Source organism: Legionella tucsonensis (genome assembly GCF_001468035.1).
GTDB classification, from domain to species: domain Bacteria; phylum Pseudomonadota; class Gammaproteobacteria; order Legionellales; family Legionellaceae; genus Legionella; species Legionella tucsonensis.
On sequence record NZ_LNZA01000001.1, the window covers coordinates 1,592,553 to 1,617,557 of the forward strand.

The following is a 25,005-nucleotide window of genomic DNA, read 5'->3' on the forward strand; positions in this document are numbered from 1 at the left end:
TAATTTCATTGAAATTACTAAAACAGATAAAGGGAATATTATGGGCCTATCAACTCCAGGCATTGGGTCAGGTTTGGACATTAAAGCAATGGTTGAAAGCATGGTCAAAGCCGATCTCATGCCTGCACAAATACGACATGATAAAAAGCTTAATTCCGTTACCACTGAGTTGTCTGCTTTTGGACAATTAAAAAGTGCCATATCCAACTTTCAGACAACACTCAATTCACTATCTTCTGCTAGTGAATTTAATAAAATGAATTTGTTACTCAGCAAAACTGGATATGTTTCTGCCTCTGCGACAGAACAAGCAGCTGAAGGCATATATCAAATAAAAGTGAATCAATTGGCTCAGGCGCAAAGTCTTGCAAGTGGTTATTTCACTAATAATAGTTCTTCAGTAGGCAGTGGCAGCATCACGATAAACTTCGGCACATACAGCAATGACAATACAATATTCACACAAAATACCGAAGTGTCTCCTGTAACAATTAATATCACTCCAGGAAATGACAGTCTTAGCGCGGTTTGCGATGCCATTAATGCTGCAAACGCAGGTGTTACCGCATCGATTGTACAAGATAGTGTTGGTTCAAGATTAACTTTAACTTCATCTGAATCAGGTGAAAAATATGCGATGCAAATTACAGGTAGTTTAACGGCCATGAATTATGATCCCACAACAGCCAATACCTCTTTAAGTCAAACTATGGCTGCCCAGAATAGCCAGGTACAAATTAATGGATTGCTTCTAAGTGAAAGCAGTAATCGACTGGAAAATGCGTTAACAGGAATAACGCTTGATATTCAACAAGCTGATCCAGCAACAACAATCACCTTAACCGTGAAAAAAGATGTAGAGCATCTCAAAGGTTTAATTAATGATTTCGTCAAAAAATATAATGATTTTATAAACTTCCTCACTGCTTTAACTGGTTTCGATATGGAAACGAGAAAAAGAGGAGTATTGCAAGGTGACGATAAGCTTAGAGATTTAAAAACAAACTTATATCACTTAGCCACTAACCCATTAACTACTGATGGTCCCATCCAAAGTCTTGCTGACCTGGGGATTACCAGCGATAAACATGGTTTACTGGAAATTGATCCCGAAATGTTGGATAAAGCGATTAATAATAATTATCAAGACATTAGAAATTTATTTGCCAAAAGGGTAACTGCTACCGATCCAAATATTAAAATTAATTCATTGGATACTGAAGTTGCTGCAGGAGCATATGATGTCATTTTAAATGAATATACCCCAAACATTAGCATGTCAGGTACCATAGGAGGCATGTTAGCCAACTCAACAGATGGAATTACCCTAAATGGTACCGGTGACTTCCGTACATTATCAATTGATATTCTTTCTGGACTCGTTGGAGATAGAGGGCAAATTATAGTTAGTGATGGGTTGGCCTCATTGATTGATGGCTATTTAGATTCATTAATCAGTGAAGACGGTGAAATTGAGGAAAGAATAGATCGTTTAAATACTCAAGCCCAACAATTAGATGAAATCCAAGAACGCATCAATGAACGTAGCATTACTCTTGAAAAAAGATATTACAAACAATGGAATGCCGTGGACCTCTTAATCTCACAGATGCAAAATACCAGCAATACACTGACACAAATTTTGTCGAATCTACCCAAATTAAAAACCAAATAGTTGGAGCATTGTAGATGAAGAATACTAATCAACAAGTTATAAATCACTATAAAGCAATCGAATTAAAAACTCGTATTGATGCCGCCTCCCCTCATGAATTAATTAATTTGTTATTGCAAGGCGCGCGAACTCATATTGCCACAGCCCAAGGCAATATTGATCGAAAAGAAATTCAAGAAAAGGGAGAGCATATTAGTAAGGCATTAAGTATTATTGAAGGTTTAAAAACCAGTTTAAACCATGAGCAAGGTGGTGAAATAGCAGAAAACTTACTCCAAATTTACATGCATATTGAATATTTACTATTAAAAGCAAATCTCAATAACGATAAAGAATTGTTAGTGCAATCCAACGTGTTACTTGCGCAAGTTCATGAGGCTTGGCAGAAAGTTTCGCCCAGCAGTTCAGAGTCTGACCCTTCACTTTCATCTTGATTTTTATCTTTGAAACCATACTGATGCCTGGGTTTTGCACAGCAAAACCCAGGGGCTTCTCCTAGGAATTAAATGATATTAGACTCTAAAAAAGATACCCTGTATGAAATTCATATAATATAACCTCAACTCACTTTGAGGTTAATATAAAGTTATTTTTTAAAGTGCCGCTATAAAGATTATAATGCCCCCAATTGAGATCATTTATGAAAATTATGATATCAATGAGCGTTTCTGTTTATTTATTGACAACAAGTCAATTCGCTCTTGCCCATGCAAGATACGGTGAAAATTTATGTAATTCACCCGACTATTTTTGCATGAAAATTAAACATGGCGAAAGCTGGGAAAAACTATTTCCTAATCCCGAAGAACGAGACATGGTACGGCGAATTAATCGTATGAACGTTGCGTTACATTCGGGAATGACTATAGCAGTACCCAAAAATATCGACCGCCTGACTATCTATGATGTCTCTCCTTTTCCAAGGTATATTGACCCTCAAGGAGAAAAAGCAATTTATGTAAGCCAAAAAAAACTTGCTTGGGCAGCCTATGATCAAGATGGCGAGCTCCTATGGTGGGGACCTATTTCCTCAGGGGTAAGTAAATGCCCAAGCGTCATTGGAGGGTGCAGCACCCCAACTGGTTCATTTCGCATTATTCGCAAACAAGATATTGATTGTGTGTCCACTGTTTTCCCGAGAAGATCGGATGGCAACGATGGAGGTGCGTTAATGCCATATTGCATGCATTTTTTTAGAGGCTATGCATTACATGGTAGTTATGATGTACCAGGATATAGAGCTAGCCACGGTTGTATCAGGATGTTTGTTGAGGATGCTCGCTGGCTTAATGAAGAATTTATTGACCTACCAGGGAATGGAATGAAAGGGACTCGCGTAGTCATCGATCCTCCTGTCTATCCAAACGAGCAATAGACAAATAATAAACAAACTGTTAATATTTTACATGATGAAATTTGTATATTTGTATGGTAACTTTGCAGGTTGACTTTTTGATTTAAAAAAACTGCATTACATGTGACACTAGGTTTAACAACCTGATCTACAGAACTATTCCCAGTTTTTATTCAAAATGTATACTTCACATGTTTCATCAAAGTGAAGTTTTAGAGCGTAAAAAGCAAGGATAAAGTAAGGATTGCATACGAAAATTTTTAAATTGGCGAAACGCCCAGGATGGCTGGCCTGACTGATCAATGAAATCTTGGCCAAGAGTGATTTATACAAAATCAATTTCGTATCGATGAATCTGGAGAGTTATAAAAAGAATGGCACACTACAATACACGGTCCGACTCAGTAGTAAGTTTTGGGATACAATCAATAATGCCTTGGATGGTATGGGGGTTAGGTTGCTTATTTTATTTTTACGAATGTCTTTTGCAAGTATCACCCAGCGTTATGAGTAACGAATTAATGAGGGATTTCGCTGTTACTAGCCAAATATTAGGAATTTTATCTGGCATCTATTTCTATTCTTATGCGGCCATGCAATTACCTGGCGGTGTGTTAATGGACTATTTCGGTCCCCATCGATTGTTAACTATAGCGACTGTAGTTTGTGCTGTCAGCACCATTGCATTTGGAATGACAGATAACTTTTTTATGGCCTGTTTAGCACGTTTAATGATAGGGTTTGGCTCGGCATTTGCTGCGGTAGGTACAATGAAGCTCGCGGCAAATTGGTTCCCTGCTCAGCGTTTTGCTTTACTTACCGGCCTCATGGTTACCATAGGAATGTTAGGTGCGATTGGTGGTGAAACACCTTTAGCCTTGTTAATTGAGCGATTTGGTTGGCGCCATAGCATGCTCATTATGGGGATAGTCGGCCTTATTCTTGCAGTTTTACTTATTGTCATTGCTAAAGATACTCCTAAAAATCATGAAATATCTCACCACCATCCTGTCGAAGAAGAGCCTTTAATACCTAGTTTATTAACACTGATAAAAAACAAACAACTTTGGTTAGTTGCTTGCTACGGCGGTTTGATGTACATGGCAACTCCCGTTTTTTGTGGACTATGGGGAGTTCCCTTTTTGATGACTAAAATGATGATCACCAAAACAACGGCTGCAAATTATATTTCCTTGGTCTTTATCGGTTGGGCAATTGCCAGCCCCTTATGGGGAATATTTTCGAATCGTATTGGTTTGCGAAAACCACCTATGCGTATAGGATGTATCGGCGCACTTATATGCTCCACCATTTTTATTTTTGCTCCAATTAATACCGCAATCTATATGGAGATTTTGTTATTTGCGTTTGGTATCTTCTCGGCAGGCTTTTTACCCGCATTTTCTGTAGCCAAAGAGTTATGCAATAAAAAATATGTCGCTACAGGTTTAAGCTTTATGAACATGATGAACATGTTAGGTATTGCGCTGGCCCAGCCGTTTATTGGCTATATTCTTGACAAATTGTGGCAAGGTGAGATGAATGGGAATGTTAGAGTATATCCATTGGAGGCTTACCATACCGGACTTGCAATTCTTCCACTAGGAATGCTTATTGCCTTAATTATTTTGCCCAAAATTAAAGAAACTTATTGCCAAAGTGTACATTAATGAAATAATACGAAACTTCCTGAGATACAGTAGCCTGTGTGCAGCAAAGACGAACTCTGCTTTCACTCAAGCTACACATTTTTAAAGTAGATTTGATATGGCTAAAAAATTATACATTAAAACCAACGGCTGCCAGATGAATGAATACGATTCAACTAAAATGGCAGAAGTTTTGTTGCAGTCGCATGGCTTAGTTAAAACGGAACACGTTGAAGAAGCAGATGTGATCTTACTCAATACGTGTTCTATTCGCGAAAAAGCACAAGAGAAAGTTTTTTCTCAATTGGGACAGTGGCGTGAATATAAAGCTAAAAATCCTCATGTAGTTATTGGTGTAGGCGGCTGTGTTGCAAGTCAAGAAGGTGAAGACATTATTAAAAGAGCCCCCTTTGTCGATATCGTTTTTGGGCCACAAACATTACATCGACTTCCAGCATTACTCAATGAGCGAATAGAAAAGAAAAAATCCGTTGTTGATATCAGCTTTCCAGAAATTGAAAAATTTGATCATCTGCCAGCACCTAGAGCTGAAGGACCCTCGGCATTTGTTTCGATTATGGAAGGCTGCAGCAAATACTGCAGTTTTTGTGTTGTACCCTATACTCGCGGTACAGAAATTAGTCGTCCTTTTGATGATGTACTTGCTGAGTGTTATCAATTGGCAATACAAGGTGTCAGAGAAATCAATTTATTGGGACAAAATGTTAATGATTACCGTGGTGTGATGGAAAATGGTGATATCGCTGACCTGGCACTATTAATTCATTATCTTGCTGCAATAGAAGGTATAGGCAGAATTCGTTTTACTACATCCCATCCTTTGGCGTTCTCAGATAATTTAATTAATGCCTATGCAGAAGTCCCTGAATTGGCGAATCATCTACATCTACCTGTACAAAGCGGTTCTGATCGCATTTTAGGGCTAATGAAGCGTGGTTATACTGCTTTGGAGTTCAAATCCAAAATCAGGAAATTACGTAAAGTGCGCCCAGACATTCGTTTATCAACAGACATTATTGTTGGTTTTCCAGGAGAAACAGATAAAGATTTTCAGGACACCATGGATTTGGTTCATGAAATAGGTTTCGATACCTCATTTAGCTTTATTTACAGTCCAAGACCAGGTACTCCAGCTGCAAATTTACCAGATGACACCCCTATAGAAGTAAAAAAGCAAAGACTGCAGATATTACAAAACAGGCTACTATTACAAGCCTCACGGTACAGTCAATCTATGATAGGAAGCACACAGAAAATATTAGTTACCGGACACTCTAAAAAAGACTTCCAACAGCTTTCTGGCCGTACTGAATGCAATCGGGTAGTGAATTTTGATGGCCCTGCTCATTTGATAGGACAATTCGTCGATGTTCAAATCAATGATGCATTGCCTAACTCATTACGGGGACGTCTCATGACAGTTGATACTGAAGCGATTTGATGATAGAGCATATTCATAAACAATTAACTGTTCCGCGCGAGCATCACAATCAGCGTATTGACAGCGTACTCGCCTCTTTACTGCCTGACTACTCACGTTCGCAAATCAGCACTTGGATTAAAAACCGTACAATAACACTTAATCAAAAGCCATGCAAACCTAAAGACAAAGCTTTGGGTGGAGATATAATTGAGATTAATGTTGATTTTACTTTAATGGAAAAGGATTTTAGTCATTGTATTCCCGAAGAAATTCCCTTAAATATCGTTTATGAGGATGAACACATTTTAGTACTCAACAAACCTGCAAACATGGTCGTTCATCCTGGGGCAGGAAATAAAGAGCACACATTAGTCAATGCATTGTTGCATCATGCACCATCCCTACATCATTTACCCAGAGCGGGTATTATTCATCGATTAGACAAAGATACAACGGGCCTATTAGTCGTAGCAAAAACACTACCCGCGCATACTTCTTTAATACGTCAAATGCAATCTCGTGAGATTCAACGTCATTATATTACTTTAGTACAAGGTCATATTATTTCTGGAGGTACAATTGATACGGGTTTTGGGAGAAACCCACGAAATCGATTAAAAATGGCAGTTCAAGAGCAAGGAAGACAAGCAATAACTCATTATTTTGTAAAAAAACAATATCAGGATTTTACTTTATTAGACGTTAAGCTAATGACTGGACGAACTCATCAAATTAGAGTCCATTTGGCCTACATCAATCATCCAGTAGTTGGCGATCCACTTTATGGGGGACGTATGCGATTTCCAGCCCAGGCAACTGAGCAATTGCGCGCCCTGTTGCAACATTTTAAAAGACAAGCACTGCATGCATGTACGCTCTCACTTTATCATCCAAAAAAAGAAAATGAATTGACGTTTAAGGCTCCAATACCTGATGATTTTAACCTTCTTCTTAACACATTGGACGAGCATTATGAAGACTAACCTAGCTAATTGGCCAGCGCCAAAAAATGTCACAGCCCTGAGTACAACTCGTTTATCAGGATATAGCGAAGCTCCTTATGACAGCAACAACCTGGGCTTGAATGTAGGGGACAATGATCACCATGTACTGCAAAACAGGCAACAGCTTGTAGAGTTGTTACAACTTCCCGGAGAGCCGCAATGGTTACATCAAACACATGGAACTCATTGTGTTATTGCAGAAGAAGATCTAAACAGAAATGCTGATGCCTCTATAACCCGTTCCATGAAACATCCTTTAGTCATTCTTACTGCTGATTGCTTACCCATCATGCTCTGTAATGTGCAAGGCACAGAGATTGCAGCAATTCATGCTGGTTGGAAGGGATTAGCTCATGGTATCATTGAAAAAACACTCGATAAAATGAAGAGTTCAGAGTCAGAGATGTTAGCCTGGATAGGACCCTCAATTTGTCAAAAGTGTTATGAAGTCGGAGAAGAAGTATATCAAATTTTTACCGAGATATATCCTTTAAGTAAACAGGCATTTACACCCGTTCATGGAAAATGGCTGGCTAATTTGCCTCTAATTGCTGAAATTGTTTTGAACTTAAAAGGGATAAAAGCCGTTTATCAGTCTGGTTTATGCACTTTTGAGTTAAAAAGTGAGTTGTATTCCTATCGAAGAACGTCACAAACAGGTAGAATAGCTACCTTAATTTGGTTTAATGATCAACATCAGGATTAATAATTATGATAAAACATATCAAATTCATTATAAGTAGCCTGCTTCTTTTAACAACCTCGTTAACTTATGCGGCTAATGAAACAGTACCTACATCCATACCTAGTTTGGCCCCTGTCTTAAAGAATATTATGCCTGCAATTGTGAATGTTGCGGTACAAGGTTATTTACCCGCTAATACAACATCCCCTGGTGCTGGAAATGATGAAGAAGCCCAAAACAGCAGACAACCACATCAAACAGCTCCTGAAAAAGGGCGTAAATTTGAAAGTATAGGTTCTGGTGTGATTGTGGATGCAAAAAATGGGATTATTATTACTAACGATCACGTCATTCGTAACGCAAATCTTGTCACAATTACGTTACAAGATGGCCGACGTTTAAAAGCGAAACTGATTGGTAGTGATAGCGAAACAGATTTAGCCATATTAAAAATTAATGCTACCAATCTAAAATCTTTGCCTATAGGGGATTCTGATCAATTGCAAGTAGGTGATTTTGTAGTAGCAATTGGCAATCCTTTTGGCTTAAACAGTTTTGGTAACAGCCAGTCTGCAACGTTTGGTATTGTGAGTGCCTTAAAACGCAGCGACTTAAACATTGAAGGAGTAGAAAACTTTATCCAAACTGACGCTGCAATTAATCCAGGTAATTCTGGTGGTGCGTTAGTCAATACTAAAGGAGAATTGATTGGGATTAATACTGCAATTCTTTCTCCTTATGGTGGTAACGTAGGGATAGGTTTTGCTATCCCCATCAATATGGCAAAAGATGTAGCGCAACAAATCATTAAATTTGGCTCTATTCATCGGGGTTTGATGGGTATATTCGTTCAGCATTTAACCCCTGAGCTTGCTCATTCCCTAGGATATCCAGAAGATTTCCAAGGTGCACTGGTATCACAAGTTAATCCAAACTCTCCTGCTGAGCGTTCTGGTTTAAAATCAGGCGATATTATTACCCAAATTAACAATACAAAAATCACTCAAGCGACTCAGGTCAAAACAACGATTAGTCTCTTGCGTGTAGGTTCAAACGTTAAAATGGTCGTTCAACGTGATGGCAAAACCATTACGCTGGATGCAGTCGTTACTGACATTAAATCACACGAACAAAAACTACAATCAGAGAATCCTTTTCTTTATGGGCTGGCATTAAGAAACTTTGAGCAAGAAACACCACCTCATGGTAACGTCATTGGTGTGCAAGTCGTTGGTGCCTCAGAAACAAGTGCAGGATGGCGTGCTGGTTTAAGACCTGGAGACATTATTATCTCTGCGAACAAAGCTCCAATTAAAGACGTTAAATCATTACAACAAATGGCCCTACATAAAAAAAATGAGTTATTAGTTCAAATATTACGTGGACCAGGTGCCATGTATTTATTGATCATCTAACTTACGAAACAATTTATCCTGGGTGAAGCACAGCGGAACCCAGGACTCCTCTCCTACGCGAACTTCCAAGAAAAGTTAGATAGACTTCATGAAAAGTACTGCTTAACAAGCGACTTCAAATACCTGAGACTCAGAACCTCAACTGTTATGCAGATATCGATCTTAAAGTATAAAAGTTAATACAAATTAGTTAATTACAAGTTCAATGAGCCAGGAATGCTTGCTATTTCTTCCTCAAAAAACTGGAGAGGAATCTTCCTTGCATTAGATACATCTAAAGAAAACTCCAGGTGATTCATAATGAGTTCGTTAACTATCATAGTCACCATGGTCAAAACTAAAGTGGTTAATAAAAAAATTTCATAGTTTATATCCAATTTGAGAGCTAAAAGAGATGCCAGGAATAAGCCCAAACAACAGGATATTCTATTTCTAATGGTTTTATTCCAATAAAACGGACCGCTTTTTTCGTTTCGCAATCTTTGTTCAAGCCTCAATTTCGCAAGTTGATTTTCTTTGTAATTATGATAATCCGAAGCTTTCTCTCGAAGCTCTTTATAAGTGTGAGGGAAGAAAAAACAATTGGCTTTCTGGCTTATCCAGTTAAACCGTTTGCAACTTAAGGCGAAAGAAACCATATCGTTTGGCTTAAGGATATAATTCTTATCTTTATTGCGTGCATTAAGAATCTCCAATAGCATCTCGCTAGCTAATTCATCAAAAGGACTTTGATTTTGTTGATTGATGTTATGCATCGACTTTTCCTTTATTTTTAGCAGAAACCTTTTGCTTAACTATGAATTTCAAAAAAAGTATTTGGGTATATATCCTCAGTCCGCCAAATCACCCGACAATACTCAATAAGTTTTTAACTCTCTCATTTAAGATAAATTTTTAATAAATAGAGGTCCAATATTTTATGTAATTAAAGTTCTAAATTTCCTAATTGAGAGTTCGACTGACATTTTTTTATTAATCGATTGATTATGCTTTTGTTTTATTACCATCAGTAAATAGTGACCTTAAGCCATTATAAAAAATGATTAAGTATACTTTAGGAATAATCATAAAAAAATCAAAAAAAATAGGATAACAGACTTGACAATTTTCCATTAAAACGACAAAATCACGCGTCTTGTGGCTATGTAGCTCAGCCGGTTAGAGCGCGGCACTCATAATGCTGAGGTCGGTGGTTCGAGTCCACCCATAGCCACCATTAAATCAATAAGTCACAACAAACACCAAATAAAAATTTATACATAAATACATTCATAACAGAACCCTACAATTTTCGTGTCTTTCTTGAGGATCCAGGAACGAATAATTATCATACGATTCTCCTGCTATGAAAATCGGGATCTAGACATACTGATTACAGCGAAGATAAATCATATCTGCTTATGCCTGAAACCCTCATATATTGGTTAAGTAACATGACAGTACAGGAACAAAAAATTAATCGTGATGTGTTACAAAAAACGATACAAATGCTTCAACAGCATTTTGCAACCCAAGTAGAAATAAACACCATACAGTTTCTAAGTGAAAAAGAGCGACGTAATATTGTGGCGCGTATCTCGTTAAAGAGTAAATCAAACTCTATTCCCAAAAGCATCATTCTTAAACAATCCCTCCCTGAAGCATCAGATCGCGATGACAAAGAGGCTTATGCCCGGTTTGCTCGCGATTGGGCTGGTCTTGAGTTTGCAAATCAGATTCATCAAAGTATGCATAATGTTCCTCTCTTTTATGGTGGTAATAAAGAATATCGATTTATTCTTATTGAGGATTTGGGAAAGCAGCATATAAGTTTAGTGGACTCTTTAACACTTCCTTACCGGGATAAAGCAACGCGTGCCTTAAATCGATTTATGAAATCATTAGGAAGCTTGCATGCAGCAAGTTATGGTAAAACAGCAATGTATGAAGCGATGTTAAAGAAAATTCATGGTAACGTTGAAACACTTCAGGAAGATTTAGACTTTACACGTACTGATTTACTCGAAAAATTGCATGCAGCAAATAAAAAGTTACATTTACCGTTAACAACAGAATGCATTAATGAAGCGAATTCCCTGATTGAATCTTTACTTAAACCAGGCCCATTTACTGTGCTTACCCATGGCGATATTTGTCCAGATAATGTTTTTGACCATGAAGAAGGGCATGATTTGCAACTTATTGATTTTGAATGGGCCTTTGCACGCAATGCGCTACTCGATGGTACTTATCTTAGAATGAGCATGCCTACATGTTGGTGTGCCAAATCCATACCTGAAGAAGTCATCATTCCATTAGAGATTATTTATCGAGAAGAGCTCAAACAAACCATTCCAGCCGCATCAGATGATTTGGCTTATGCTAAAGCCTATAGCGAAGCGTGTGGCTTCTGGTTATTGCAACAAACGCTCCCTTTTCTTGATTCAACTCTGGAAAAAGACAGAGTGGGGCCATCAGGACCTGTTCCAGAAAATTCACTATGGAAAAACGAAGAAAACTGGGTGAGGCCAAGAGTTTTATCGCGTTTGCAAGCGTTTATTCACGTTGCATCAAGAAACAATTTATTGCCTCACTTAAAACAAATGGCAACAAACATACTTCTTGAGCTCAAAAAACTCTGGACTGCGAACTCTTTAGAATTTTATCCCGCCTTTAAAGCATTAAATCAGAAATTTTATATCAGAACTTTTGAACCGGGTGATGAAGCAGAAATCTATCAACTATTTTATGATACTGTCCATTCCATCAATTGCAGGGATTATACGAAAGAACAACTCAATGTATGGGCACCTAAAAAACCCAACTTATCCGAATGGCGAAAGTCTCTTGCGAAAAACTATACCTTTGTAGCTATTGATAAAGAAAGTAACAAAATCATTGGATTCTCAGATTTGGAAAAAAATGGTTACCTCAATCGAGGTTATGTAGATAAGGACTATCAAAAACAAGGAGTTGGCAAAGCCTTATTAGAAGCTCGTGAACATACAGCAATAGCCTTAGGGATACCCAAACTTTTTTCAGACGTCAGCATCACAGCCAAACCATTTTTTGAAAATCATGGATATAGTACTGAAGCAAAACAAATCAAAGAATTCGGGGGCGTTATGTTCACAAATTATTGTATGACAAAAGTGTTCACTTTTTCAAAATAGAAAATAAGCGCTATCATAGCCACACTTTGCTTCAAATATGGACTTGGAGCGTTCTTATCTATGGATATTTTTGAAATTATTGGTACTAAATTAATTAAATTTTTTGATTACATCCAAAGTATTTTAGAACCCAATTATTCTGAAGAAAGTGAAAATACTTTTTTGTCCACTCCTGATTCTTTAGCTCATACAAAACATAATATTAAAACTCCCCCGCACATGGATCATAAATCGAAATTTCATAGCTTTAAACAAAAGCACCTGGAACAAATATCCGAAAATCAATCCTCTGATGTTGAAAATAATGCACCGGGACCGGGGATGCCTACTCCTATAATTGAGAGTTAATTTCGATAATTTTTCTGAATATGCTATTTTTTGTACCTAACAAATAAAGTTTTCACTCCACTAATTACCCTAGTTTAAGAAGTAGCATTTCATGTTGAATTTAAGACTTCCCAACTAAAGTGATTTCGCACTATTTTTTTCTCATATTATTAATTACAAAAAACCCTAGATACTTTAAATTGAATTTTTGTTATGTTTAATAAAACAATTACATTCGCGCACTGCATAGAGATTAGCCAGTGTCTTTAAATTCCTTTTTCAAATAGGAGAATAGAATACTATGGAACGGTTAAAATCCTATTTTCTTAAAGACACCACTCTGAAAACTGAAATCATTGCGGGAATCACTACTTTTCTAACCATGGTGTATATCGCATTCATTAACCCAAGCATACTTCATGAGGCAGGGATGGACCAGGGAGCAGTATTTACCGCCACATGTCTTATTACCGCCTTTGCCTGTTTTTTTGCAGGGGTATTTGCTAATACCCCCATTGGCATTGCACCGGGTATGGCATTAAATATCTTCTTTTCTTATACGGTAGTGCAAGGCATGGGAATCGCTTGGGAACAAGCATTAGCCATTGTTTTTCTTTCAGGTGTTTTATTCTTTTTAATGTCACTTACCCGCCTGAGACGTCTATTAATCGAAGCCATTCCTCATAATTTACAAATCGCTATCTTAATAGGAATCAGTTTATTAATTGCTTTAATTACTTTACAAAATAATCAAATTATTATTGAGGATCAGCATAATTTAATGCGCCTTGGCGAAATTAAACGTCCAGAAAGCGGCTTATTTTTCTTAGGATTTTTACTTATACTGTTTTTAGATTATTTTCAAATTCCTGGAGCGATTATCATTGGAATACTCAGTATTTCTCTCTTGAGCCTATTGATGGGTTTATCTACATGGCAGGGATTAATTTCCATGCCTCCTTCCATGGAGGCTACTTTTTTAAAGCTCGATTTTTCTGGCCTAAATACCGTTCCCGCCTTAAAAGCCACGTTTACCTTTTTTCTAATTGCTGTGTTTGATGCCACGGGAACCTTGATCGGCTTATTAAATCCTTCTGTATTTAAACAACAAAAAAATTATTCCAAACGTCTTAGCAATTGTCTAACCGTTGATGCAGCTGCCTCAGCTGTAGCAGGATTATTAGGCTCTGCAAGCACCTCACCTTACATCGAGTCTGCAGCAGGAATTGAAGCAGGTGGACGCGGTGGAATAACAGCCATAGTCATTGCGATCGGTTTTCTCCTTATGTTATTTTTTTCACCTTTAGCGCGAATGATTCCTAACTTTGCAGTAGGCCCAGCTCTTTTGTATGTGGCGTGTTGTATGATGAAACACCTCACTGATATGAAGTTACATGATGTAAGTGAAACAGCCCCTTGTATGGTTACCATCATGATGATTCCTTTTACTGCATCTATTGCTGATGGAATTGGTGGAGGTATTATTCTCTATACTTTATTAAAGCTGTTGACACGACAAAAAATTAATTTTTTACTCTTCATATTAAGTATTGTTTTTGTAATATTTTTTCTAGTAAGTTAAAACAGGCTTTTAACTTACTCGTTTGTAAAATTGATCACAAGGATATTTGGGATGCCCATTAATTGTTTTGTATGCCGCAAACATGGATGGATTTATCTTCCATGATGATGGCTCCATTGATTGCCTCATGAAAGTTAACTCTCTTGTCCTTGAGGGTGAATATGGTGGTTATAATTCACTGAATAATTGCGTTTGTGGAGAAAAGTTGCTTTACTTAAACGGACATATAAGCTCAACTAAGTTGCAGTATATAATCACATAACCCATTCAGCTGGAGATTATCATGACAAAATTTTTCGATACAAAAACGAAAACCTTATTTGTTACCGGAGGAAGAACACCAGTAGCTGAGTTATCAGATAATCCGCTCATGCAATTGCCTAATCTTGATGAAGTTCCCCCTGCTCTCGCATTGCGTAGACAAAATGCGGTAGCGAAAAGAAATGCTGAAAAAACTTACATAAGCGCAGCAGGTGAAGAGCTTCACGGAAATTATGATTTAAACGATCCCAGTAATGCGGATCTTGAAGAAGTTAGTGACACAATTTATTGCCCTTAACCTCTATAAAGAAAAAATCCCAAGAGCCTTCTACATTTATAGAGTAAGTAGAAGGCAGCACGCTCTAGGTTCCGCCAATACCTTGATGCAATTTCAATTTTTTAAATGATCAGAAAAACATATACATTTAGCAAACCATCTGCATATAATGCGTTAAGATGATATTGAAAATGTACAACTTTGTATGCATTATCATCTGCATAAATGAATGAATACAATTCAATTCTTATTTAATGAGGATGAAATAATATGAAAAAACAGCACGGACATCAGCCAAACTCCCATGAGCACTCTCATCCATCCACAATCCAACCGCATACTCACACTACGGTGGTTGTTACAGCCCCATTACTGGGTGCTCACCCTAATTCTTTCTATTATCATTCACACCCCCAACAACCCTATTATATACCCCAGCAGCACCCTTCACATCACCAACCATATGCTCATCAGCATACTCATGAACATCGTGATGAACATACTCATTCTCACAAGCCCAATTAAAAAGCGTCCCGGATTAACGCTAAGTTGTCCGGGACTTATAAAGTAAGAAAATTTTTGACCGACAGAGGATGATTTCACACGTTAAACTTAGAATTCATGCCTCAAAATAAAAACAAGTAAATATAGAGATGGATTCTTAGCAGTTAAGATAATCTTGAAGCACAATTTTAAAAATACTTCAAAATACCTTCCGTTAGAGTCAAAAAAACTATTGTAAGTTTATAAATTTAGTTATGATGTTACTTAATTAGGATTTTGCGATTTTTCAATGCGCTCGATAGTAATTTTAATTTTAACATTTATTTGTTCTGCATTAACTCATGCAAACGAAATTAATATTTCCACAACCACCAAAAATGGAAATACTACTTTTTATTTGCAAGCAGGCGCATTTAATTTAGAAAAAGATGCAAAACAACGCCAACAAGAATTATCTGCTCTCGTTAGTGAACCAGTTGAAATTAAAAATCTATCGGATAAGAAGCTTTATCTTGTACAAATTGGACCAATTAATGATTATCTCACCGCACGTGCCTTGCAGAATAAATTAACTCAAAAAATCATCAATTCTAAAAAAAACAAACACATTGAAAATCAATCTCTTCCTTTAGCTCAATCAAATCAATCTTACAATTCAAGTGGCCAAGTAGAAACCCCACCACCGCCAAACAATAAATTATGGAACTTAAGGAATGCAGATATCAGGGCTGTCATCGCTGAAGTATCTCGGGTAACTGGAAAAAACTTTGTCATTGATCCGCGAGTACAAGGAAAAATATCCATCGTATCGACAACACCAATGAACAATAACGAACTCTATGAAGTTTTTCTTTCAGTTTTGCAAGTCTCAGGTTATGCCGCGATACCAAGTGGTGCAATTATTAAAATTATTCCTAATATTGATGCAAAAACACAATCACCTGATCTTTTAAACGAAATGAAAAGGCCCCCTAAAGGCGATGACATGATGGTGTCCGTCGTGCCCGTTCATTATGTTCCATCAGAACAACTAGTACCTGTTTTACGACCCCTAATGCCTCAATGGAGTAGTATCTCTGCATATGCTCCCTCAAACATGCTTATTTTGTCAGGCAGAGCCAACAACATTCGTAGTCTTGCAGACATCATCAAACAAGTAGATACTTCATCTGCAAACGGTATCGATATAGTTCCTTTAAGACATTCATTAGCCATGGATATTGCTGCTACTTTAAAAGATCTTGTTAAAGTTCAACCCAGCATGGGAGGAGCACGCACACAGTTAACTATTGCTGCTGATGATCGCTCCAACTCTCTATTAATCAGTGGATCCAAAACAGACAGAATACGTCTTAGGATGTTGATATTAAAGCTAGATAAAGAAAGCTCTGAAGGACTTAACGCGAACACTCAAGTTGTTTATCTCAATTACCTCAGAGCAGAAGACTTGGTTCCCATTCTTGCCGGTATTGCGCAGGCAAATTTCAGTGGTAATGTGGGAACAACCATTGGTACGATTACTCGCCCTATCTTGGACAGTACAAACCCAGCTTCCAATCTTACCAGTAACTCAAACATACAAGGTTCCAGTGCCAATTCTACTTCTCTTTACTCATCAGGATCAGGGAGTGGTGGCCCTTCTCCATTAACTGCATCAGGAGCTACTGCAAATACTACGACTACAACAACGCAAAATGAAGGAACAACGAAACCATCAGTACAAATCATTGCTGAGCCTAACACAAACTCCATTATTCTTAATGCGCCCGCATCGGTAATACGTATTCTTAAAAGAGTAACTGCTCAACTGGATATTAAACCAGCACAATTACTTATAGAGGCAATGGTCGCAGAAATAGATCAATCGGATGTTAATGACTTGGGTATTGAATGGGGAAGTAATCAACTAACAGGCAGACCACAAGATTTTAGACCAGGATTTGCTATAATTAATAGCGGAACCAGACTTGATGATTTACAAGCACAAATATATGCGTTGGCCAGAGAGAACAGAGCGAATATTTTATCAACACCTTCAGTTGTAGTTCTTGATAATCGCCAAGCCAAAATATTGGTAGGTAAACAGGTTTCAGTTGCATCGACTAACTATCCTAATAATGCTGGAGGTACAACAGTTGCGAGTCCATTTACAACTTTTGATCGAGTCAACGTTGCATTACACCTCTATGTTAGACCACAAATTACACGTGGAAATGGAATTCAAATGCAAATCGATCAAGGTAATGATACGCTGGATCCACCAGTTGTTGCTCCGAATACGACTACTCCAACGTTTCGAATTAGCAGTATAGTTACTTCAGTTCATGTTGAGAGTGGTGATGTGGTTGTTTTAGGTGGTTTAACTCAAGATAGTCTAAATAATGACCACAACCGTTTGCCCATTTTAGGAGATATACCAGGTCTGGGTCGTATATTCAAACGTAATATAAATTCTCGTGAAAAACGTGTACTTATGGTCTTTATTAAACCCCTTATTTTACGTAATGAACGCGATAACATGCATCTCACCAGTGAAAAGTACAACCATGTTCGTCAATACGAACTGGATTGGTTAAAATCACAAGATGCGTTTGTACAAAGCGATAACTCAACCGTATTGCCTGCTTTGAAACGAGCTGAATTGCCCAAACCGTTTCATCGTCCACCTTTGCTCGTAACGAAGTAAACCATGAAAAATGAAGAGAAATCACTAAAAATCCCATACAGTTTCGCAAAAAACCATGGGATTGTTGTTGCTAATGAAATGAGCGATAACCATGCCCTGGTTTATTATTTACCTAATACCTCATTACAAGCGCTTGCGGAGATAAAACGTTTATTACAATGCGACTTTACTCTGAAACAGGTTGATGATTCAGCATTTCAACAACATTTAGCACACGTGTATCAATCTAAATCATCAATATTAGAGGCTGCTGGAGGCATGGAAGAAGATATGGATCTCTCATTGTTGGCAAGTCAACTACCAGTAAGTGAAGATTTGTTAGAAAATCAAGATGATGCGCCAATAATCCGTTTATTGAATGCATTATTTACCCAAGCAATAAAGCAAAAAGCCTCTGATATTCATATTGAAACGTATGAGGATAGAGTATTAGTACGCAATCGCATTGACGGTGTTTTACATGAGGTTTTAGAAATTCAGCGTGCCATAGCCCCCTTAGTCATTTCTAGAGTCAAAGTTATGGCCAAACTGGATATTGCAGAAAAACGCATTCCGCAAGATGGTCGTATTTCACTACGCATTGGCGGGCATAATATTGACGTTCGGGTTTCAACCCTTCCTTCAAACCATGGCGAACGTGTAGTTTTGAGAATTCTGGATAAACAAGCTGCGCAATTGGATTTAAATCTATTGGGCATGCCTCAACCCACAGTAAAAGCCATGCGAAAAATGATCGCAGAGCCGCATGGTATTATTTTGGTTACTGGACCAACAGGTTCTGGAAAGACTACTTCTCTATATGCCATGCTAACTGAATTAAATCAAGTCACACGCAATATTCTAACGATAGAAGATCCCATAGAATATGATCTTGAGGGTATTGGACAAACACAGGTTAATACCAAGGTACAGATGACCTTTGCCAAGGGTTTAAGGGCAATTCTCAGACAAGATCCTGATGTAGTCATGATAGGAGAAATTCGTGATTTAGAAACTGCTGAAATTGCAGTTCAAGCCAGTCTTACAGGACACCTGGTATTATCAACCTTACATACAAACAGTGCATTAGGGGCACTCACTCGTTTACGCGATATGGGTGTTGAATCCTTTCTCTTATCTTCTAGTATCGTTGGACTTATCGCACAACGACTGGTCAGAAAGCTATGTCCCCAGTGCAAAACACCCCATCAATTAAGAGATGATGAAAAGGAACTTATGGGACTCACAGAAGACGCAGATATATCTAAAGTTTTTGAGTCTAAAGGTTGCGATTTCTGTAATCACCTAGGCTATAAAGGAAGAACTGGCATTTATGAGCTGATTACTGTAGATGAAGAACTAAGAGGAATGATTCATCGCCATGAAAATTTGCAAACAATGGAAAGTTATTTACGCCCTACTACTCCCAGTATTCGAGATGATGGATTTAAGAGGGTGCTCGCCGGCGATACATCACTTGCTGAAATTCTTCGCGTAACAACGCAAAGTTAATCAATACCATAATTTAAAAAGTGAAACTATTCTGCGGAAACCTTAATACAACGATACATCTTTTCGCTCCATTAAGGTTATGATTGATAAAAAAAGGATTTATTGTCTATTATAAGAACAGAAAATGGTGTCATTCTCAGCATTTGAATTTTGTGAGCTTCCTTCCAAAATTAACTGATCATTTTTTAATGAAATTGTCATAGTCCCATAACCAAAATTCTTCATACTCAAATCTTGCCCATGGAAATGTCCGATAGAGGAAAAACTAAATATCAGACTAGAATAATCTGCATTCCATTCCAATAAGTTGTGGAAAAAAAATGTAGCCTCTTTATCTGATCTGGATTCAGTTTCTAATGAGCCAATATGATATATTTTATCATTAATTATAAATTCTGAATCTGAGTTTTCTATAGCAACAGTATCTGTTCCTTCATAACCAGTACAATTTCCTACCCATGTTCCTGAAAAATCAACAAAATGTTTAACTCCATTTTTTGATTTAAATTGTGCCTTTTCTTTTAATGCTGTACTTATCTTTTTTGTTGGATCTACTGCAAAATGATGAAAAAAATCGGAAGCAAATAGTGGGGTTGCTATGAGACTGCTTGTGATAAAAATTACAGCAAAATCCTTTTTGTACATGTTATATAACTCCTTATTTATTTAAGTCATTAGAAAGCGTGAGGTGGTCTACAGTCAAAAAGTTAACTCGCTTTAAAATGCGATATCATCATAAGATAACGGAAAGCCAGATTGCAAGTCACAGCCTCTTGAAGTAGATACACAACATTATTGTCCATTTTTTAAGGAAGCTCTTATAATACCAGTAACTAAGATAGACAAGGCCGAATCCTTAGATATTTGGTTAAATAATGTAAGTCTTTAAGACCGCAGTATGTTTATCTAAATTCTCGGTAGCAAATGCTAATCCAATTATAAGCTTTTGTCTCGATGCTTTAGCATCCGTAATATATCATAGCGTAACTACATTGGAACAAATATCAGATTTAATATCTAACTGACAATGCCATAAAAATGCAGGCCTTATAAAGACTTGCTTGAGTTTCCTTAGAGTAATATTTCACACCCTCATTGCTCAAAAGAAAACTCAAAACTTGAGAATTCCTTAATAATTTGTAGCTATCTAGTTAATCGATAGAAAATACCTTTGAAAATCAAATGTTAATGGTTACTATATTAAGATAGTTTTGATGATGGAATTGAAGCTATTTTTAATGATGGATGTGTTGCCAAATAAAAAGGAAGTGTTATGCGGCTTTGGATCAGAGGATTTATTTGTTTCAGTTTATATACACTAGTCTCCTGTACTGTTTCTCTCCCTCAACAAAGCCAGATTAAAAATATAAAAACTGTTCCAAGCATGAGGCATTCCATTAAAAAAAGTTTACAAAAAAAAGAAATTTTTTCTAAAGGCAAATGGCCAAGCAAACAATGGTGGTTATCTTATAATGATCCTGAGCTCAATATCTTAGTTACAGAAGCTTTGGCTAAAAATCCTTCAATTCATGAAATGAAAAGCCGCATTGAAGTCGCTAAACAGCAAGCAATTGTTACACGCTCGCTATTAGCCCCTTTAGTTTTTTTTAATGCACATGAAAATCGACAATATGTAAGTAAAAACGGTTTATATCGCGCATTCAATCCTAAATTTCCTTTAAATGTCAGACTATTGGATCTTTCTCTTTCTTTTACTTATGAGTTTGATTTTTGGGGAAAAAACCGTAATCTTTTTTATGCCGCTTTAGGAGAAGCAAAGTTTCAAGAAGCGGAAACTGCAGAAGTGGAGTTGATTACAAGTACCGCAATTGCACAAGCTTATTTTGCTTATAAAACGAATCGCGTAAGAAAAAAATTATATACACAGTTAATTGAAGTACGACAAAAAATTGCAAAATTACAAAATTTATTGGTAAAAAAAGGACTATCTTCAAAACTGCCTGCATTAGAAACTTCAGAAAAATTAATTGAATCTCAAAAATTACTATCAAGCATTACAAATGAATTAGCTGCCAACAAACACTTGATTAATACTTTAGCAGGTCGTGGGCCAGATAATCCTTTATTGATTAATTCCACACTCTCCTCACTACCCAAGACTCTGAATATTCCCCAACTCCTACCATTGGATTTCTTAGCCCGCAGACCCGATCTTATGGCGCAAATTTGGCGAGCCAAAGCCTTAGCCTATAAAACAGGGGCAGCAATGGCAGAATATTACCCCGATATCAATCTCGTTGGTCTGATTGGTTTGGAAAGCACAAGTTGGAGAAAGTTTTTTGATTTATCGAGTGGTACCGCGGCAATTAGACCTGCACTGCAATTACCCATTTTCACTGCAGGAGCGATACGCGCTAATATCAAAGCAACTAAGGCACAATTTGATGCAGCGATTGACGCATACAATAATTTACTCTTATATAGTACTCAAGAAGTTCTTGATGTCTTAGCTTTTGCTGAGGATATCTACCAGCAAAAAATAGAACAAAAAAAAGTGGTGGAGTATGCAAAACAGCGCTATCAATTAAGTCACTTGCGTCAACAAAAAGGCTTAGACAATTTATTTGATCTTTATTTTTTACAAGAAGAAGTCATTCAAAAAGAGCTTGCAGATGTTACTTTACTTTATAATCAATACTTAGCCTCTATAAAATTAACCAAAGCGTTGGGAGGAGGTTACTATCAAAATACGATACCCTTGGTGAAAAACTCATGAAAAAAAGATCCGCCTCTTTTTATTTTGCAGTCATTCTTATCGTTTTATTTATTTTCTTTTCTTTGTATTGGCTTTTTGTCTGGAGCCACCAAGTTTATACCAATGATGCTTATGTGCAAGGGAATCAGGTCTACATCAAATCCTTACGCCCAGGATTCGTTACGGGTATCTATACTGATGATAGTTTTCTAGTAAAAAAAGGACAACTCATTGTTTCATTAAATGAAACAGATTCACTTATAGCTCTTGAAAAAGCCAAAAAGAAACTTGCCAGCACGGTGCGTGATGTTTGCCAGGCATTTCATGATGTGTTTATATTGGCTGCAGACATTGAAATGAAGAAAGCACAACTTTTAAAAGCACAACAAAACCTTAAACATCGTCATGATGTTATTGATGCCAAAGGAGTTTCTTTAGAAGATTATCAAAATGCACAAGATGATCTAAAGGCATCAATTGCTTCATTAAATAGTACTAAGAACAATTATCAAAAAATGCTCGCTTTTGTACAAGGAACGTCCATTACCGAACATCCCAGGGTACAAGCAGCTGCGCAAGAAGTACGTGATGCGTGGGTACAATTATATCGATGTAAAATTTATGCACCTGTAGATGGACTGGTAGCACAAAGAACAATTCAAGTAGGCATGTGGCTTTCACCTAAGGAGCCACTTATGTCTATTATTCCCCTGGATCAAATATGGGTAAATGCCAATTATAAAGAAACCCAACTAAAAAAAATACGCCTTGGCCAGAGCGTTAAATTTACTTCTGATCTTTATGGTTCTGATGTTGTGTTTCACGGAAAAATTGTTGGTTTACCAGGAGGCGCAGGTAATGTTTTTTCATTGTTACCACCTGAAAATCTTTCAGGAAACTGGATTAAAATTGTTCAAAGATTGCCTGTTCGGGTTGCAGTAGTACAGGACGAATTAAAAAAACATCCTTTGCGAATAGGCCTTTCTTTAGGAGTAACAACAGATCTATCCGATCAAAGCGGCCCCTTAGTTCCCACCTCAACTTCTGAATCGCCGCATTATGTTACTGATATTTTCCAAAAAGAAGAAACAGGTGATAAGGAACTTATAGCAAATATTATTAAGAGTAATTTGGATCCTAATCTTAAGAAGTATGCCAATTCACCTTTAATTTTAAATAACATTGTCCTAAATGAGATGAGTAAACAATGATTCTCTATATTTTACTCTTATCACTTGCTGCAGTAATCTTCAATCTTACCTTACCTATAATGGCAGGCCTATATATTGTAAGTGATCTGGGTGGCAGTCCCTATATGACTTCATATACAGTCAGTTTTTTTTGTATTGGAAATCTTTTAGGAGTGCCTTTAGGAAAACCCGCAGTAACACGATTAAGTCCTATTCAGCTTTTTGTGGTCTGTCTTAGCCTCACTGCATTATGCTCATGGGGATGCGCTACTGCGAACGATTTTTTTACGTTTATTTTATTTAGATTTTTAGAAGGCTTTGCATCAGGGCCAATGTTTCTTCTTATTACATGTACGCTTATTCCCTTGCTTTCTCCCAATAAGGATAAAGTTTATATTGTTTCTTTAGTGTTGATTTGTCTTTCGATAATTCCCGTAATCGGTGCTTCATATGGTGCTTGGATTGCTTACAACTACCATTGGCGGTTCCTTTTTTTCTCTAATATACCTTTATGTATCTTTTTAATTTTGTATGTTGGCTATGGTTATAGAAAATATCATGAGTCCATAAAAAAAACATATTTTGATAAACTTGGATATTTCTACTATTGTATCAGCATGATTTTTATTGGAACTGCTTTAACTACTGGACAGGAGTTAGATTGGTTTCGCTCCTCTTTAATTACTTTTTTACTTATTTTTGGTGTCATAAGTCTTATTTTTTTTATTTTACGCAGTTGGTCAGCTCAGCATCCTGTCATTGATTTGAAATTACTTAAAAATTTTTATTTTTCATTTGCGATGATTTATATCGCATTATTTTTCGCACTCTATTTTGGCATGGTGATCTTATTGTCTTTATGGCTAAAACTTTATGTTAATTATACTCCTGATTGGATTGCCCTCATCATAGGAACGATGGCATTTTGTGGATGGATTCCAGTTCTCATCAATAAAAGACAATATGAGCCATTTTATCCATTATTCATTGCCTTGCTTTTTTTTGCTATTTCCTGTTTCTATACCAGTTACTTTAATGTGGATATCAATTTTAGCCGGATTGCATTTTCGCGAGGGCTAGCTGGAGTAGGACTTGCATTGTTTTTATCCCCTCTTTTTCAGCTATCAGTAAACACTTTCCCTGAAACAAAACTAGCTGAATGCATTTGCTTTTTTCATATTTCGCGCTTGCTTGGTAGTGGATTAGGAGTGGCTTTGTTTCTTATTTTATGGCATAGACGAGAAGTATTTTTTCATCTTCGTTTAGGAAGCAGTTTGACTGCATTTTCCCAGGAAACACAACAGTTTCTAGAGCGGGCAAAATTATTACATATTCAAGGAAAACACGCTTCGGCTCAATTAAATTTCTATCTTACGCGGCAGGCTACTGCTTTAGCCCTAGATGATTGCTTTTATCTTATGGGTTGGATGGCACTCATTTTACTTATTTTTTTAATCGTTATTTTTCCATTTCGTAGTAAAAAAAATCCTGCTCTAATAAAGAAATATAAGAGTCCTTTGCATAAGTTGTTATTCATTTCAACACGCTGACATCAATTCCAGATCAATCTCTCTCCTTTCTCTCTATAAAACA

At 37.0% G+C, this 25,005-nt stretch carries 20 protein-coding genes and 1 tRNA gene; 19 read left to right on the forward strand and 2 right to left on the reverse strand.

Annotated features, from left to right (window positions below):
* The first annotated feature begins 40 nt into the window (after positions 1-40).
* The 8 genes from fliD (at position 41) to Ltuc_RS06985 (ending at position 9,226) form a co-directional block, all read left to right on the forward strand.
* On the forward strand, positions 41-1,675 hold the full coding sequence (gene fliD / locus Ltuc_RS06950; protein WP_058520562.1) for a flagellar filament capping protein FliD: 1,635 nt from the start codon (positions 41-43) through the stop codon (positions 1,673-1,675).
* Between the two features lie 14 nt (positions 1,676-1,689).
* Positions 1,690-2,109, forward strand: a complete 420-nt coding sequence (gene fliS, locus Ltuc_RS06955) for a flagellar export chaperone FliS (RefSeq protein WP_058520563.1) — start codon at positions 1,690-1,692, stop codon at positions 2,107-2,109.
* A gap of 206 nt (positions 2,110-2,315) precedes the next feature.
* On the forward strand, positions 2,316-3,050 hold the full coding sequence (locus Ltuc_RS06960) for a L,D-transpeptidase (protein WP_083498055.1): 735 nt from the start codon (positions 2,316-2,318) through the stop codon (positions 3,048-3,050).
* 353 nt (positions 3,051-3,403) lie between these two features.
* On the forward strand, positions 3,404-4,699 hold the full coding sequence (locus tag Ltuc_RS06965; RefSeq protein ID WP_058520564.1) for an MFS transporter: 1,296 nt from the start codon (positions 3,404-3,406) through the stop codon (positions 4,697-4,699).
* A 97-nt stretch (positions 4,700-4,796) separates the two neighbouring features.
* Entirely contained in the window at positions 4,797-6,140 is a 1,344-nt protein-coding gene (miaB, locus tag Ltuc_RS06970) for a tRNA (N6-isopentenyl adenosine(37)-C2)-methylthiotransferase MiaB (protein ID WP_058520565.1), read from the forward strand.
* On the forward strand, positions 6,140-7,105 hold the full coding sequence (gene rluD / locus Ltuc_RS06975) for a 23S rRNA pseudouridine(1911/1915/1917) synthase RluD (RefSeq protein WP_058520566.1): 966 nt from the start codon (positions 6,140-6,142) through the stop codon (positions 7,103-7,105). The genes miaB and rluD overlap by 1 nt, the downstream gene beginning before the upstream one ends.
* A complete protein-coding gene (gene pgeF, locus Ltuc_RS06980) occupies positions 7,095-7,832 on the forward strand; it encodes a peptidoglycan editing factor PgeF (protein ID WP_058520567.1) in 738 nt (245 codons plus the stop codon). Before rluD ends, pgeF begins: the two co-directional genes overlap by 11 nt.
* A 5-nt stretch (positions 7,833-7,837) precedes the next feature.
* The gene (locus tag Ltuc_RS06985; RefSeq protein WP_058520568.1) at positions 7,838-9,226 is read left to right on the forward strand and encodes a Do family serine endopeptidase; all 1,389 of its coding nucleotides are present in this window, start codon (positions 7,838-7,840) and stop codon (positions 9,224-9,226) included.
* Between the two features lie 194 nt (positions 9,227-9,420).
* On the opposite strand, the gene Ltuc_RS06990 is transcribed toward Ltuc_RS06985, so the two are convergent.
* Positions 9,421-9,981, reverse strand: coding sequence for a hypothetical protein (locus Ltuc_RS06990; RefSeq protein WP_058520569.1), 561 nt, complete (start codon positions 9,979-9,981; stop codon positions 9,421-9,423).
* 384 nt (positions 9,982-10,365) lie between these two features.
* Here Ltuc_RS06990 and Ltuc_RS06995 point away from each other — a divergent pair.
* The 8 genes from Ltuc_RS06995 to lspE all read left to right on the forward strand — a co-directional run bounded on the left by Ltuc_RS06995 (position 10,366) and on the right by lspE (position 19,506).
* Positions 10,366-10,442: transfer RNA gene (locus Ltuc_RS06995), tRNA-Met, on the forward strand.
* A 217-nt stretch (positions 10,443-10,659) separates the two neighbouring features.
* Positions 10,660-12,378 carry a GNAT family N-acetyltransferase gene (locus Ltuc_RS14990; RefSeq protein ID WP_238584083.1) on the forward strand — a complete coding sequence of 573 codons (1,719 nt, stop codon included), beginning with the start codon at positions 10,660-10,662 and terminating at the stop codon, positions 12,376-12,378.
* 60 nt (positions 12,379-12,438) lie between these two features.
* Positions 12,439-12,726 (forward strand): hypothetical protein, encoded by a 288-nt coding sequence (locus tag Ltuc_RS07005; protein ID WP_058520570.1) that lies wholly within the window; start codon positions 12,439-12,441, stop codon positions 12,724-12,726.
* 280 nt (positions 12,727-13,006) lie between these two features.
* Positions 13,007-14,287 (forward strand): NCS2 family permease, encoded by a 1,281-nt coding sequence (locus tag Ltuc_RS07010; protein WP_058520571.1) that lies wholly within the window; start codon positions 13,007-13,009, stop codon positions 14,285-14,287.
* A 283-nt stretch (positions 14,288-14,570) separates the two neighbouring features.
* Entirely contained in the window at positions 14,571-14,846 is a 276-nt protein-coding gene (locus Ltuc_RS07015; protein ID WP_058520572.1) for a hypothetical protein, read from the forward strand.
* 249 nt (positions 14,847-15,095) lie between these two features.
* Entirely contained in the window at positions 15,096-15,350 is a 255-nt protein-coding gene (locus Ltuc_RS07020) for a hypothetical protein (protein WP_058520573.1), read from the forward strand.
* Between the two features lie 268 nt (positions 15,351-15,618).
* On the forward strand, positions 15,619-18,015 hold the full coding sequence (gene lspD / locus Ltuc_RS07025) for a GspD family T2SS secretin variant LspD (protein WP_058520574.1): 2,397 nt from the start codon (positions 15,619-15,621) through the stop codon (positions 18,013-18,015).
* Positions 18,016-18,018: 3 nt separating this feature from the next.
* Positions 18,019-19,506: a GspE family T2SS ATPase variant LspE gene (lspE, locus tag Ltuc_RS07030; RefSeq protein ID WP_058520575.1), complete on the forward strand. Its 1,488-nt coding sequence runs from the start codon at positions 18,019-18,021 to the stop codon at positions 19,504-19,506.
* A gap of 99 nt (positions 19,507-19,605) precedes the next feature.
* Here the strand turns inward: lspE and Ltuc_RS07035 are convergent, their stop codons facing one another.
* Positions 19,606-20,151 carry a hypothetical protein gene (locus Ltuc_RS07035; RefSeq protein WP_058520576.1) on the reverse strand — a complete coding sequence of 182 codons (546 nt, stop codon included), beginning with the start codon at positions 20,149-20,151 and terminating at the stop codon, positions 19,606-19,608.
* Between the two features lie 628 nt (positions 20,152-20,779).
* Between Ltuc_RS07035 and Ltuc_RS07040 the strand changes: the two genes are divergently transcribed.
* The 3 genes from Ltuc_RS07040 to Ltuc_RS07050 are packed head-to-tail and all read left to right on the forward strand — an operon-like array spanning position 20,780 to position 24,962.
* Positions 20,780-22,243 carry an efflux transporter outer membrane subunit gene (locus Ltuc_RS07040; RefSeq protein ID WP_058520577.1) on the forward strand — a complete coding sequence of 488 codons (1,464 nt, stop codon included), beginning with the start codon at positions 20,780-20,782 and terminating at the stop codon, positions 22,241-22,243.
* Positions 22,240-23,433: an HlyD/EmrA/EmrK family protein gene (locus tag Ltuc_RS07045; RefSeq protein WP_058520578.1), complete on the forward strand. Its 1,194-nt coding sequence runs from the start codon at positions 22,240-22,242 to the stop codon at positions 23,431-23,433. The genes Ltuc_RS07040 and Ltuc_RS07045 overlap by 4 nt, the downstream gene beginning before the upstream one ends.
* Positions 23,430-24,962 (forward strand): MFS transporter, encoded by a 1,533-nt coding sequence (locus Ltuc_RS07050; RefSeq protein WP_058520579.1) that lies wholly within the window; start codon positions 23,430-23,432, stop codon positions 24,960-24,962. Before Ltuc_RS07045 ends, Ltuc_RS07050 begins: the two co-directional genes overlap by 4 nt.
* Positions 24,963-25,005 lie beyond the last annotated feature (43 nt).

Coding starts and splice junctions, on each gene's coding strand:
- fliD (WP_058520562.1), top strand. CDS start 41: ATGGGCCTATCAACTCCAGGCATTGGGTCAGGTTTGGACATTAAAGCA.
- fliS (WP_058520563.1), top strand. CDS start 1,690: ATGAAGAATACTAATCAACAAGTTATAAATCACTATAAAGCAATCGAA.
- Ltuc_RS06960 (WP_083498055.1), top strand. CDS start 2,316: ATGAAAATTATGATATCAATGAGCGTTTCTGTTTATTTATTGACAACA.
- Ltuc_RS06965 (WP_058520564.1), top strand. CDS start 3,404: ATGGCACACTACAATACACGGTCCGACTCAGTAGTAAGTTTTGGGATA.
- miaB (WP_058520565.1), top strand. CDS start 4,797: ATGGCTAAAAAATTATACATTAAAACCAACGGCTGCCAGATGAATGAA.
- rluD (WP_058520566.1), top strand. CDS start 6,140: ATGATAGAGCATATTCATAAACAATTAACTGTTCCGCGCGAGCATCAC.
- pgeF (WP_058520567.1), top strand. CDS start 7,095: ATGAAGACTAACCTAGCTAATTGGCCAGCGCCAAAAAATGTCACAGCC.
- Ltuc_RS06985 (WP_058520568.1), top strand. CDS start 7,838: ATGATAAAACATATCAAATTCATTATAAGTAGCCTGCTTCTTTTAACA.
- Ltuc_RS06990 (WP_058520569.1), bottom strand. CDS start 9,981: ATGCATAACATCAATCAACAAAATCAAAGTCCTTTTGATGAATTAGCT.
- Ltuc_RS14990 (WP_238584083.1), top strand. CDS start 10,660: ATGACAGTACAGGAACAAAAAATTAATCGTGATGTGTTACAAAAAACG.
- Ltuc_RS07005 (WP_058520570.1), top strand. CDS start 12,439: ATGGATATTTTTGAAATTATTGGTACTAAATTAATTAAATTTTTTGAT.
- Ltuc_RS07010 (WP_058520571.1), top strand. CDS start 13,007: ATGGAACGGTTAAAATCCTATTTTCTTAAAGACACCACTCTGAAAACT.
- Ltuc_RS07015 (WP_058520572.1), top strand. CDS start 14,571: ATGACAAAATTTTTCGATACAAAAACGAAAACCTTATTTGTTACCGGA.
- Ltuc_RS07020 (WP_058520573.1), top strand. CDS start 15,096: ATGAAAAAACAGCACGGACATCAGCCAAACTCCCATGAGCACTCTCAT.
- lspD (WP_058520574.1), top strand. CDS start 15,619: ATGCGCTCGATAGTAATTTTAATTTTAACATTTATTTGTTCTGCATTA.
- lspE (WP_058520575.1), top strand. CDS start 18,019: ATGAAAAATGAAGAGAAATCACTAAAAATCCCATACAGTTTCGCAAAA.
- Ltuc_RS07035 (WP_058520576.1), bottom strand. CDS start 20,151: ATGTACAAAAAGGATTTTGCTGTAATTTTTATCACAAGCAGTCTCATA.
- Ltuc_RS07040 (WP_058520577.1), top strand. CDS start 20,780: ATGCGGCTTTGGATCAGAGGATTTATTTGTTTCAGTTTATATACACTA.
- Ltuc_RS07045 (WP_058520578.1), top strand. CDS start 22,240: ATGAAAAAAAGATCCGCCTCTTTTTATTTTGCAGTCATTCTTATCGTT.
- Ltuc_RS07050 (WP_058520579.1), top strand. CDS start 23,430: ATGATTCTCTATATTTTACTCTTATCACTTGCTGCAGTAATCTTCAAT.